Source organism: Nonomuraea turcica (assembly GCF_030718205.1).
In the GTDB taxonomy this organism is placed as follows: domain Bacteria; phylum Actinomycetota; class Actinomycetes; order Streptosporangiales; family Streptosporangiaceae; genus Nonomuraea.
The window spans coordinates 131,538-144,022 of sequence record NZ_JAUZQF010000009.1 but is presented as its reverse complement, the minus strand read 5'-3'; the positions used below and the strand labels follow the sequence as shown (position 1 = coordinate 144,022).

6 protein-coding genes and 2 pseudogenes are annotated in these 12,485 nt (G+C 67.5%); 4 read left to right on the top strand and 4 right to left on the bottom strand.

Annotated elements, in window-relative coordinates; all coding sequences use genetic code 11:
- Positions 1–3: 3 nt before the first annotated feature.
- Together Q9G87_RS23875 and Q9G87_RS23870 are read right to left on the bottom strand one after the other, a co-directional pair.
- Positions 4–567 (bottom strand): YkgB family protein, encoded by a 564-nt coding sequence (locus Q9G87_RS23875; protein WP_305918670.1) that lies wholly within the window; start codon positions 565–567, stop codon positions 4–6.
- 1,774 nt (positions 568–2,341) lie between these two features.
- The gene (locus Q9G87_RS23870; protein ID WP_305918669.1) at positions 2,342–3,208 is read right to left on the bottom strand and encodes a sensor histidine kinase; all 867 of its coding nucleotides are present in this window, start codon (positions 3,206–3,208) and stop codon (positions 2,342–2,344) included.
- A gap of 251 nt (positions 3,209–3,459) precedes the next feature.
- On the opposite strand from Q9G87_RS23870, the gene Q9G87_RS23865 reads away from it, so the two are divergent.
- Complete coding sequence (locus Q9G87_RS23865) at positions 3,460–4,152, top strand: TetR/AcrR family transcriptional regulator (RefSeq protein WP_305918668.1); 693 nt, start codon at positions 3,460–3,462, stop codon at positions 4,150–4,152.
- Between the two features lie 589 nt (positions 4,153–4,741).
- Here the strand turns inward: Q9G87_RS23865 and Q9G87_RS23860 are convergent.
- On the bottom strand, positions 4,742–6,013 hold the full coding sequence (locus Q9G87_RS23860) for a cytochrome P450 family protein (protein WP_305918667.1): 1,272 nt from the start codon (positions 6,011–6,013) through the stop codon (positions 4,742–4,744).
- Between the two features lie 294 nt (positions 6,014–6,307).
- The gene (locus Q9G87_RS23855; RefSeq protein ID WP_305918666.1) at positions 6,308–10,435 is read right to left on the bottom strand and encodes a phospholipase A2; all 4,128 of its coding nucleotides are present in this window, start codon (positions 10,433–10,435) and stop codon (positions 6,308–6,310) included.
- Positions 10,436–10,653: 218 nt separating this feature from the next.
- Between Q9G87_RS23855 and Q9G87_RS23850 the strand changes: the two genes are divergently transcribed.
- The 3 genes and pseudogenes from Q9G87_RS23850 to Q9G87_RS61355 all read left to right on the top strand — a co-directional run.
- The gene (locus Q9G87_RS23850) at positions 10,654–11,712 is read left to right on the top strand and encodes an amidohydrolase family protein (protein ID WP_305918665.1); all 1,059 of its coding nucleotides are present in this window, start codon (positions 10,654–10,656) and stop codon (positions 11,710–11,712) included.
- A 59-nt stretch (positions 11,713–11,771) separates the two neighbouring features.
- Positions 11,772–12,224, top strand: a pseudogene (locus tag Q9G87_RS61360) (Clp protease N-terminal domain-containing protein); the annotation flags it as partial.
- A 66-nt stretch (positions 12,225–12,290) separates the two neighbouring features.
- Positions 12,291–12,482, top strand: a pseudogene (locus tag Q9G87_RS61355) (Clp protease N-terminal domain-containing protein); the annotation flags it as partial.
- Positions 12,483–12,485: the final 3 nt, after the last annotated feature.

Below are 12,485 nucleotides of genomic sequence, written 5' to 3'. Positions count from 1 at the left end.
GGTTCACAGGTCACCGTGTTCGAAGCCGCTCCGAGAATTCTGGGGCGTGAGGACGCCGGGCGGCATGACCGGCACATCCCTCACGGCTGGGTCCGTCCTACGGTCCGCGCCACCGGCGGCTTGCAGGGCGTCCGCGGCCGTCAGCAAGGAGGCTCCGAGGAGCACGACGTCCTTCACCAGGAACTGCCCCGCGAGGGACAGCTTCGGTTCCCCGCGGGTCTCTTGCCACGCCTCGGGCGTCGTAGCCAGGAAGCTGAGGGTGGTGGCGAACACGCCGACGGCGGCGAGGCTGCCGAGGGCTGACGCCCTCGGCGCAATCGGTTTTGCTCCGATCAGCGCGCCCAGAACGATTTCAGTGACGCCGATCAACCTAGCGACCTTCTTCTCCCCCAATCTGGCGATAAGCCACGAGAGTGGGGGGCTTGAGGTTACGAGGGGACGAATATTCTCTACCTCGTAGTCTTCAAATTTTATTCGCCCAATCTCCAGAAGGTTGATCGCAAGTCCATACCGAACGGTCGAAATCCCCACACTACGTACTATGTTTCCGATGCGGTGCATTTCCATGGAATCCTCCCCTAATACGTCGTTTATATCGCCCAGTGTAGGATTCGAAACATCAACCAACACTGAGCATCAGGTCATGCTTCACCATCGGTGTCGAGGCCACCGCCGATCACCGCTACGCGGTCGGCGACGACCACGCGGCCGGGCCGTGTCCGTGCGGCTGGTCCGGGACGTGCCCACGGGCAGCCCGTATGGTGACCAACCGACCCACCACCGCGCGGGCCGCGTGCTGGACCTGTGGCAGACGGGTCGGTAAGACTGCTGCTACCAGGTGCACGCGTTGCGTTAGTGCAGGTAAGCCCTCTTGCTTCGGGCCGAAACGGCCCGGAACTTCTAGGGGCGCAGACCAAGTAACGGTGAAGGGGACAGCCCCCTGGTCGCGGCGGGGTGCGCGCGAGGGTTCCGGCTCGAACATGGTGGGATAAGTCCGGCGCGATAATGCGATCTTCGGCGTTTTCGCAGGTCGCGTTGCTCGATATCCACCGGCTGCCCCTTCCAGCCGTACTTGGGCTGTGGGCCTACGTCTTACCCCAACCGGACCCCGCCGCCGGACGTCCCACCGACGCGGAAGTCCTGACCTCAACCTGCGAAGTCCGAGGAACAGGGAGCTGGACCGTCTCTGCCGGACCTGCAAGACTATGCCGCCCAGGACTGGTGACATGGTTGTCATGATGTGGGTGGAAGACGGGGTAGCCGTCCACCAGCTCCACACCTCTGACTGCGGCGACTATCTCGAGCGGCAGCTGTGGATGGAGATCGACGCCGAGCAGGTGCGCCAGGAGGAGGAGCACGCCGAACAGCTCTTCCCCCTGCCGCCAACCGCTAGCGTGCCGCGGTGGCCGCAGCGGGAGCCTGGACGGTCACCAGGCCACAGGCCAGCCGGCCCTCGCGCGTGCCACGGAGTCCACGTGGTCAAGTGCATCGTCCATGCTCAGCGGGGGCCTGGGCCCGCTGGGGAAAATGCTTCGGCATCCTCGCCCACATGCTGGCGAGGGTGCCGAGGGACAACCGTTCAGCGTCGAGTTCGGCTGCGGCGGCGGCGCCTGGAGCTGGGGCCTCGCCGGCGCGGCAAATCGCTGTCCGAGCCGATCGTGCGGAGCGCGATGGGCAGGTAGTGCTGGATGGACATGACATCTCCCAGTTCATTGGTGTGCCGGTCGGGATGTGGACCGGCTTATGTGCATTCATTTAAGTTTCAAAGGTCCCCCAACCGGGGATGCGGGCGGAGGCTTCCCCGAAATGGGCCACTTTTGGGGCATTTCTCCTGGCGTTGGCCGCTTGCCGACCTGATCTGATCGTCCTTGGGTGTTGCTGGGACCGGTCTGCTACCTAAATGGGGCGCAGACCAAGTAACGGTGAAGGGGACAGCCCCCTGGTCGCGGCGGGGTGCGCTAGGGTTCCGGCTCGAACATGGTGGGATAAGTCCGGCGCGATAATGCGATCTTCGGCGTTTCCGCAGGTCGCGTTGCTCGATATCCACCGGCTGCCCCTTCCAGCCGTACTTGGGCTGTGGGCGAAGCTGACCCGCGAGGACGGCAAGTCCTTCGCTTTGAGTTGGCCCACCGCGCTGCCAACGCCGCGGATCGAGGGCAACAAGGCTGTCTACGAGGGCGCCGCCGGTCTGCCAGGCGCCGACCTGGTGATTACCGCCCTGCCGACCGGTTTCCGTCACGATGTGGTCTTGCGGAAGCGGCCCACCGGTCCAGTGGAATTCAAGCTGCCCGTCATCACGGACGGCCTGACCCTCAGCTTCTCCGTGCTGGCTCACCGGGCATCATGCCCGTACCGTTCGTTTCGCTGGTGTTGTGGGATATCCGCTGATGAGCGGCAGCCCCAGCACGAACCTCGCTCCACGTGGCGAGTCCTCGACCGTGAGGGTGCCGTGGTGGGCGTGCGCGATGTCGCGGGAGATGGCCAGGCCGAGCCCGCTTCCGCCGGGATCGCGGCGGCGGCCGTCGTCGAGGCGGACGAAGCGTTCGAAGACGCGTTCGCGGTGCGCGGGCGGGATGCCGGGCCCGTCGTCGGTCACCGCGACCGCGACCCCGTCGTCGGCCGGCTCGACAGTGACCTCGACAGAGGATTCGGCGTGCCGCTGCGCGTTGGCCAGGAGGTTGCCCAGCACGCGGATCAGCTGCATGCGCGAGCCGCTGATCTTCAGTCCGGCGGGTGCGTGGAGGGTGATCGGCACGGAGATCGGCGCGGCCGAGGACTGCTCGCTCACCTCGGCGGTGACGAGCTCTCCGAGGTCGATCTTCTCCGGGGGACGCGGGTCGGCGGCCGGGAGTCGGGCCAGCAGCAGCAGGTCATTGACGATCGCCTCCAGCCGGCCGGCGGTGGTCAGCGCCGTCTGGAGCGTTTGTCGGGCGTCGACGTCGTCGGGGTAGAGCAACGCCTCCTCCAGTTGCGCGCGCAGCCCGGCGATAGGGGTGCGAAGCTCGTGGCTGGTCGTGGAGGCGAACCGGCGTAGCTGCTCCACCGCACCGTCGAGCTGGCTGAGGGTCTGGTTCGTGGTGGTGGCGAGCTGGGTGATCTCGTCGTCGCCCGGCGGTACGGGAACACGCAGGCTGAGGTCGCTCACCGTGATCTGGGAGATCTGGGTCCTGATCGCCTCGAGCTGAGCAAGTCTGTCTGTAGCACTCATGGCTGCTTTCCCTTCAGGTGTCGGGAGTTCTTGGTCTTGATGTGCGGCTCACTGTGGCGTCGGCGGTGAAGCCGAACCCGCGAGGCAACGTCTTGTGGACGGCCGAGGCTCCCTCCGCTCGACTTGCGTTACAACAAATGACTGTAACGTAAGTATTCCCCATCCCTCCGGTAGCCGTGCTTGTGTTACGGTTACGATCTGTAACGTATCTCGTACGGCATGGGCCCAAACCGTCATCCGCGAGGTGAGCCATGGTCCGAGGACGACAACCGCAGGGCGGACAACGTGGCGGCAATGGCACGACAGGCGAGACCGAACGTACGCATCAGGGAGGCCGGCCTCGCGACACGGCCATCGACGAAGCCATCATCCGGGCCACCCGCGAGCGGCTCGTACGCGACGGCTACTCGAGGATGACCATCGGTGACATCGTCGCCGACGCCAAGGTGACCCGACCCACGCTCTATCGCCGCTGGAAGAACAAGTTCGACCTGGTGATGGACGCGCTCGATTATGGGTTTCGCAAGCAGCGCGAGACATACACCGTCGACCTTTCCGAGTTGGATCCTCGAGACGCGCTCGTCGAAGCCGTCCGCCGACTCGACCCCGCGTACTTCAATCCCGACGCCATGGTGCTGATGGGCAACTTCGCCGGCGAGGCGCCCCGTACCCCGGAGTTGCTTGAGATTCTGCGCGAGCGCGGTGTCGAGCCTCGCGTCGCCCTGGTGGAGGAGGTGCTGAAGCAACTGCAGGAACGCCACGCGGTCAACGCCGACATCGATACCCGCACGATCGCGATGATGTGCTTCGGCAGTTACTTCGCCGCGTTCTACTCCGGCGAGCCGAAGGAGGAGCTTCCCGAAAGCGTCGTGGCCGTACTTTGGCCAGCCATCGCCACCTCACCGCGAGGGCGTTCCGGCACTGGAACCGGACGATCTAAGTAGTTCTCATGGACGGCCGTGGCGGATGTAGCCGGGGTGTGCGCGAGATCGGTGTAGATCCCATGCCGGACATGCGCACTCCAACGGGCGGTGATCACCCGCTCGTATCGGTCGAGGCGTCGCCGCAGCTCAAGGTTTTCGCCTTGGGCCACTTCCAACGCTCTGCGCAACTCCGCCACCTCGTTCCGTCGAGCGCGCCGCTCCACTTCGAGCTTGCGCGTGAGAACCCGCACGGCGGATAAGGACGAGGAGCCGGGCTCGTCATCCGTGGCCGCATGGCGCGGTGAGCTGCGGAACTTGGCTCGTTGTCGTTCGATCTGCGCGCGCAGTTCAGCGTGGCGATGGAGGAAATCGGTGCTCACGCCGGCGGCCTTCGCGACGGCGGTGAAGCTGACGGGCTCGCGCGATCTGGACAGGCGTCGCAGTGCGCGGCGGGCCTTGTCGCGTGCAGGCTCCGCGGACCGCGTGTGCCTGTCCATCTCGACGCACGACAGAGAGGGTTCCGTGCTGCGGGGGGCTTGGCGAACCTGCCTGAGGACGAACTGTCCCGAGCAGTCTTCTTCGCTGCCGCCCGTGGCGTCACTTCGCCTGCCTACGTGAAATCGTGGGCCGACGCCGAGCTGCACGAGGTCGCGCCGGGCACGCCCCTCGCGGGACCGAGAACCACCGGCAGCCTGACCGGTCCCTCGGTGATGATCGACGAGTTGTAGACGATCTCGTCCGCCCCGACCGCCAGGCGCAACTCGGGGAACCTGCCGAACAACGAGGCCAGCGCGATGCGTGTTTCCAGCCTGGCCAGCGGCGCACCGAGGCAGAAGTGCGGACCGCGGCCGAGCGCCAGATGCATCTCCGGCTCCCGTGTGACGTCGAACCGCTCGGCTTCCCGGCCGAACCTGGCCGGATCCGTGCCCGCTCCGGCGAGGCCGACCATGATGGCCTCCCCGGCCGGGATCGTCACCCCGGCGAGCTGCACATCATGCCGCGGGTAGCGCAACATGATGCCCACCACCGAGGTGCGGCTGCGCAGCGTCTCCTCGACCACCTGCTCCCAGGCGATCTCCGTACGCGCCTGCGCGAGCTGCTTCGGGTCCGAGCACAGGGCGATGACGGCGTTGCCGATCAGGTGCACGGTGGTCTCGTGACCGGCGATCAGCATATGCCACATGATCCACAACATCTCGTCCTCGGACAGGCGGTCGCCGTCGTCCTCTTGTGCGCGGATGAGCCCGGTGGTGAGGTCGTCGCCGGGTTCATGGCGCTTGCGCTCGATGAAGGCGGCCAGGTAGCCGAGCACCCCGTTGTTCGCGGCGAGGGACTCCTCCGGAGTGGCGATGTGCGACACCAGCACGTTGCCCCACTCGCGGATCTGGGGCCGCTCGTCCTCGGGAACGCCGAACAGTTCGCAGATCACCGTGAGGGGCAGCGGGGCGTTGAAGGAGGACACGAGGTCGACCACTCCACCTTCGGCGGCCATCCGGTCGAGCAACGCGTCCGTCATCTTCTGGATGCGTGAGGTCAGCCCCTGCACGCGGCCGGGCGTGAAGGCGTGGTTGATGAGACCTCTCAGCCGATGGTGGTCCGCACCGTCCTTGGTCAGGAGATGTTTGCCTTCGATGATCTGGCGCAGCGGCCAGTCGGGAGGGATGCTGCCATCGTGCAAGGCCGCGAAGTTCCTGGGGTCCTTGCTGTAGAGGATGCCGTCGTTCGCGAGGACCTCGTTGATCATGTCGTACGAGGTCACCAACCAGACGGGCACCTTGCCCGGCAGTTCGACCCGCAGGACGGGGCCGATCTCGTCGCGATAGCGGCGGATCGTTTGGGATGTCCGCTCGTTCGGAGCCGGCAGTTGGAGGGGGATGTGCATCGGCAACAACTCCTCTGACTGAATGTCATACTTACTGTGCGTGTCACTGTTAACCACGCCAAGTAGCGAACGGTCTTACCTCCGAGCAGCTTCCACCTGCCGACCAGGCCACATTCCGTGCCGGTCGCGTCTTGGGAATGAGCACCGGCGCCTGGTTGCCGCCCGGCACCACGCCGGCGCGAGCCAGGGAACCCAGGGGGTGAGGCCTGCGGCGGCTCGGGCCGGCGGGGCATGTGGTGAGCGTGGTCTCGCATCGGTGAGCCGGTCCCGGCAGGCACCGGGACCGGCTCAGCGTCACGTGCCGAGCTTCAGGACGGCCGCGTAGTACACGTGGGCCAGCCCGATGCACTTGACGCCGTGGTGCACGATCTGCGCGTCACAGGCGACCAGCATGTCCCGGTAGAACATCCGGTCGATGCGCAGTTTCCGGTTGTAGTCGAAGGCGCCCATGGCCTTGTAGTTGCGGTAGCCGAAGTCATGACGCGCGCACTGCTTGCGCCAGTCGACCCGTTCGAACGGGGCGAGCCCGAGGACCGGCCGGTCCGGGCTGCCCGAGCACAGGTCGGTGCTGTGGTCCCAGTCGTAGCCGTCGATGTAGTAGGCGTCACCGCCGTCGAGCCCCAGCCAGCGATTCCACCCGGCGGTCGAGATCTCCGTGAGCATCGCCAGCATGTGGGCTTTCGACGGCTTCAGGCGGATCGTGATCGTGGGGCTGGCGGCGCTTTCGCCTCTCATGTTGACGGCGGTCACCCTGACGTCGTACCTGCCGATCGGCAGGTACTTCAGGGTGATCTCCGACTGGGCGAGGGGGTAGCGGGCCCGGGTCCAGGATCCGCCGCCCGCCGGCCGGTAGTACAGCCAGTACATGACGTCGGAGCCGCTGTCGTTCCAGGAGATCCGTGACCACCCGGGCCCGTCGGTGTGATAGAGGGCGCTGGGTGGCTGGGGCTTCGGGTAGTCCGGCACCGCGGAGACGGAGGAGCTCGGCGGGCTCTCGCCGTCGCGGTTGACCGCGATCACCCGGAAGTCGTAGGAGTAGCCGCGCCACAGCGGCGCGCCGATGCTGGCCTCGTGCCAGGTGGCCGGCCAGGCGAGCCGGTACCACGTGCCGGTCCCGCTCGGCTTGAACTCCACCCAGTAGAAGTCCTCCTCGGCGGTCTGCGTCCAGAGCAGGTCCACGCCGTTCGCGGTGCTGCCCACTGTGAGGCCGGTGGGCCGGGGCGGCGGCGACCCGCCGAGCGCCGAGCGGACCGTGTTCGTCGGGCTGGAGGCGCCCGTCTGGTTCTCGGCCACGACGCGGAACTCGTACTGGAAGCCCGGCCACAGCGGCTTGCCGACGTGGTAGGTGACGTTGAGCGTCGGGTAGGTCAGGTTGTACCACTCCGAGCGGCCCACCGACCGGAACTGAACCCAGTAGTAGACGCTGCCGTGGTCAGGGCTGGCATCCCACTCCAGGGCGACGAAGTCCCGGGTGCGCTGGGTGACCCGAAGGTTCGTGGGCGGCCGCGGAAGGGCGGCGGCCGCTTTCACCGATGCCTTGGCCGCCGGTTTGGGCATCGACACCTTGCCGAGCGTCGCGCTGCCCAGGATGGTGACGCGGACCGGGTCGGACGGCGGCCCGTCGCCGCCCGGGTTGGTGGCCGTGACCAGGAAGTCGTAGGCATGGCCCCCGGTGAACGGCCCGATCTGCGCGCTGTTCGTCGTGGCCGGGTACTCCAGCCGCGTGTAGGACGTCTGGCCGGCGGTCGTGTCCCGGTACGACAGCCAGTAGAAGGAGCCGTCGATCGGGGTCCAGGTCAGCTTGACCGTGCCGTCCTGCTGGGGCTGCGCGCTCACGCCGGTGACCTTGGGCGGAGCGGGCGGCTTGGGCACGACGCTGACGACGCCGCTGGCCGGTCCCTCGCCCGCGTCGTTGATCCCGGTGATCTTGTACTCGTAGGTGTGGCCGTTGACCAGCCCCTGCAGGTCGGCCGAAGGCTGCCCGGCGGGGTAGGCGAGCCGGGTGAACGTGCTCTCCCCCGCGGTGACGTCGCGCTGGTAGACCCAGTACATGCTGGCGCCCACGGGTGCGGTCCAGCTCAGCCGTACCGTGCCGTCGCCCGGCTCGGCGCGCAGACCGGTGGGGGCCTGCGGCGGCGTGACCCGTGAGACGGCGCTGACGACCGCGCTCGCCGGACCCTCGCCGCCGTCGCCGACGCCGGTCACCTTGAACTCGTAGGTGTTGCCGTTGAACAGGTCGGCGATGACCGCGCTGGTGCCCGAGGCGGGCAGGTGATAGCGGGAGAACTCGGTGTGCCCGAAGGTGACGTCGCGGCGGTAGATCCAGTAGGTCTTGGCCCGCGCCGCCGCCGTCCACGTCAGCTTGACCGAGCCGTCCGCCTGCGGCGTGGCCACGAGCCCGGTGGGCGCGTCCGGCAGCGCGACCTTGGCGGTGGCGCTGGCCACGTTGCTGGCCGGGCCCTCGCCGCCGTCGTTGCCCGCGGTGACCTTGAACTCGTAGGCGTTGCCGCTCAGCAAGTGCGTGAGCGTGGTGGTCGTGCCGTGGACGGGCAGCTCGATCTTGGTGAAGTCGGTGGCGCCCGAGGTCACGTCGCGCAGCCGTACCCAGTACCGATCGGCGCCCGCGACCGCGGTCCAGGTGAGCTTGATCGACCCGTCGGATTGGGCGGTCGCGGCCAGGTTGCCCGGCGCACCGGGCGGGGTGAACACCGCGGTCGCCCGCGCCAGGTTGGACGGCGGGCTCTCGCCGATGTCGTTGACCGCGGTGACCTTGAACTCGTAGACATGCGTGGCGATCAGGTCCCGCAGGGTCGCGCTCTCGAGGAGTGGGTCCTCCGTCGCGCTCTCGGTGAACACCGTCTCGCCCACGGTCACGTCCCGCTGGTAGACGCGGTAGGTGACGCCGGGGTCGGAGGCGTTCCAGGTCAGTTTCACGTCACCGGCCACACCGGCGGTCGCGACCAGGCCGCTCGGCGCGGGCGGGGCGGTCTTGCGGCTCTCGGTGTTGACCGTGTTGGACGGCGGTCCTTCGTGCCCTGCGGTGGTGATCGCCCTGACGTGGAAGGCGTAGGTGTGGCCCTCCTTGAGGAACGGGTCGCCGTAGCGGGTTTCTGTGACGGGGTTGCCGGTCCTCGTGAAGTGCGTCTGCCCGGCCGTCAGGTCCTTCTTGTACACCCAGTAGTTGAGGCCGGAGCCCGGCGGCGCCGTCCAGGTGAGGTGGGCGGTGCCGTCACCGGCCATCCGCACGCTCAGGTTCGTCGGCGCGCCCGGCAGTTTCGACGGGTCGGGTACGGCCGGCGGCCACTGGACCTCCACGAAGCGCGGCCGGTAGATACGCACGTCCCGGTACAGATCCTCGGGGTCCCAGGCGTTGACGTCGTAGGTCAGGAGCAGCTTGCCGGGGTCGGACAACTCCGGATGGTGGCGGCCGACGTAGACGAACTGCCGCCGGTTGCTGATCTCCGGCTCCGGCGCCTCGTACAGGTACGTCGGCCCACTGAACGGCCCGGTCGGCGCGTTGGACACGTACGCCACGATCCAGCCGCTGAACAGGTCGTTGTTCTCCTGCGTGATCATCGCGTACTGGTTGCCGACCTTGCTGACCGACATGCCCTCGCCGACGCCGCTGATCAAGCGCGCGGAGTCGCTTTCCTTGTCTGACCAGCCGCTGCCGGTCCAGAACTCCCACGGGCCGCCGAGGTCGCCGGCCTTGGCCCTGGCCAGGTGGACGAACTTGGCGCCATCGGCGTACTCGCTGCCGTAGATGTAGCTGTAGCCGCCGTCCTCCATCAGCGCCGAGCCCCAGGTCATGGAGTCGCTGACGGGCATCTGCCGGACCGAGATCACCCGTAGGTCGGGCAGGCTGAAGGTGGCCAGCGCGGTGCCCTGGCGTTTGAACCCGAGCGGAGTGCCGTCGTTGGTGCTGAGGTAGCGGCCGTAGATGACCTTGAGGGTGTTGCCCTCGACCGTGCCGTCGCCCACCCAGTAGAAGTCGTCGGAAGACAGGTCGGTGTCGATCAGCGAGGTCGGCGCGGCGGCGGTGCCCCCGTGCAGCGTTGGGCCGAGGTTGGAACCGTTCTGGATGACCATCGAGTTGCGCAGGAACGGGGCGTCCTGGGGACGGGAGTAGTCGGGGTTGACGGCGCCGAGGAAGGAGTCGGAGAAGATCCAGGCGATGCGGCCGTCGGGGAGCGGGATGGAGACGGTGGCGTCGCCGCCGGTCCAATGGCCGCCGGCGTTGCCGTACCGGCCCCACATCTCGGCCAGGTCGAGGGGCGGCGTGAGAACGGTGGCGGAGGCTGAGGTAGCGGTGGCGGAGGCGGCCGTGGGGGGCGCTTGGAGCAGCCCCATCATGACGATCAGCGACAGGGCTGCAGTGAGTAACCGGGATAACGCCCGGCTGCTGCGAGATCTGGTGATCACGCCAGGATATTAAGTCATTAGATGACTTCTTACTATATGTCTGACACAGCGTGGAGGGCCATCGCAGGTCAGAGCGCCAGCCGCGTTCCTTCGCCCGGATGGCCGCTTGGAAGCCAGTGCCGATCGGCATGACGAATCAACGGTAACGCAAATATGTTTCCACTGATGTTATCTGTGATACCGTTAAGAGGAAACGACGGAAACAGAAGGAGCATGGCATGCCAGAGAAGGTGCGCATCGTAGGTCTCGAAGAACACGTGGTTCTGCCGGTCCTGCTCGATGCGTGGGCGAAGGCCGGGGTCCCGCGGATCCCGCAGCTCGGTTTCGGCGACGAGCCGTTCGCGCGGCGGCTACGGGAGACCGGCGACCAGCGCCTGGCCGACATGGACGATCAGGGCCTGGACGTCGCGGTGCTGTCGCTGGCCACACCGGGCGTACAAAACCTCGAGGCGGCGGACGCCGTGAGCGTCGCGCGGGACGCCAATGACGCGCTCGCCGAGATCGTCGACGCGAACGCGGACCGGTTCCAGGCGCTCGCGGCCATCCCGACGCCGTCCCCTGAGGCCGCCGCCGAGGAACTGGAGCGCGCCGTCACGCAGCTCGGCCTTCGCGGCGCGATGTTGTACGGGCGCACGGGCGCCAAGCCGGCCGACGCGCCGGAGTTCGACGACCTCTACGCCACCGCCGAGCGGCTCCGCGTGCCGCTGCATTTCCACCCGCAGACCCCGGTGCAGGCGGTTCAGGAGGCGTATTACTCAGGACTGCCCAACGGTGTGGGCCCCATGCTCGCGACCGCCGGACTGGGCTGGTACTACGACCTCGGCGTCCAGTATCTGCGGATGATCTTCTCCGGCGTGTTCGACCGTCATCCCGATCTGCAGGTGATCGCGGGACACTGGGGCGAGGTCGTCCTGTTCTACCTGGACCACATCGGAATCCTGCAGAACGCGGCGAAGCTGGAGCGGCCCCTGGCCGACTACTTCCGCCAGAACTTCTGGGTGGCCGGCAGCGGCACGGTGAGCGAGCGCTACCTGCGGTGGACGGCGGAGGTGGTCGGGACCGACCGCATGTTGTACTCGACCGACTATCCGTACACCTTTGGGACGCGGCCCGGTGGCTTTCCCTTTCTGGACACCAGTGGCGGGGTCGCCCGGTCTTTCCTGGAGCGCGCGCCGTTCACCGAGGAGGAGAAGGCCGCGATCGGGTCCGGCAACTGGGAGCGGCTGACCGGTCACGTGGCCGGCCGCCGCGGACGACACGACGCCACGCTCGGGTAGCCGCCCACAATCGTCAACCTCAGGTTGACGATCCTCTATCGTCAACCTATGGTTGACGTATGGATCAGATCGTACGCCTCGACGACCTCATCAACGCGATCAAGAGCAGGCACCCCGGCAGCGACCCCCTGGAGCAGCTCTCCGACGCCGTGACGCTGGGCGAGCACCTGGGCGAAGTGGCCGATCACCTCATCGGCCACTTCGTCGACCAGGCCCGCCATTCCGGCGCCTCCTGGACCGAGATCGGCCGCAGCATGGGCGTCACCAAGCAGGCGGCCCAGAAGCGGTTCGTGCTCAAGGAGGGAGGGCTGGCCGCGGAGCTGGCCTCCTACGGCCGCTTCACCCCTCGTGCCCGCAACGTGGTTGTGGCGGCGGAGAAGGAGGCCAGGGAGGCCGGCAGCGAGACCGTCGAGCCGGAGCACCTCGTTCTCGGCCTGTTGCACGAGCCGGAGGCGCTGGCGGCCAAGGCCATGGTGACGCTCGGTGCGCCGCTCGACCAGGTCAAGGACGTCATGAAGGCGATGCTGCGCCCGGGCGGCCAGGCCGCGCCCGACCTGCTGCCGCTCGCCCCGCAGACCAGGAAGGCCCTGGAGCTGACGCTGCGCGAGGCGCTGCGGCTCGGCCACAACTATGTCGGCACCGAGCACATTCTGCTCGGCCTGCTGGCCCTCGGCGAAGGGGCGGTCGTGGCCGCGCTCAACGGGCTCGGCCTGACCACGGAGACCGCGGAGAGGGAGATCAAGCGCATGCTCCACACCCTCGCCGGCTAGCCC

Bases quoted from the DNA above. Each gene is read 5' to 3' on its own strand.
- Q9G87_RS23870 (WP_305918669.1), bottom strand. From the start codon at position 3,208: ATGAGTGCTACAGACAGACTTGCTCAGCTCGAGGCGATCAGGACCCAG.
- Q9G87_RS23850 (WP_305918665.1), top strand. From the start codon at position 10,654: ATGCCAGAGAAGGTGCGCATCGTAGGTCTCGAAGAACACGTGGTTCTG.
- Q9G87_RS23860 (WP_305918667.1), bottom strand. From the start codon at position 6,013: ATGCACATCCCCCTCCAACTGCCGGCTCCGAACGAGCGGACATCCCAA.
- Q9G87_RS23865 (WP_305918668.1), top strand. From the start codon at position 3,460: ATGGTCCGAGGACGACAACCGCAGGGCGGACAACGTGGCGGCAATGGC.
- Q9G87_RS23875 (WP_305918670.1), bottom strand. From the start codon at position 567: ATGGAAATGCACCGCATCGGAAACATAGTACGTAGTGTGGGGATTTCG.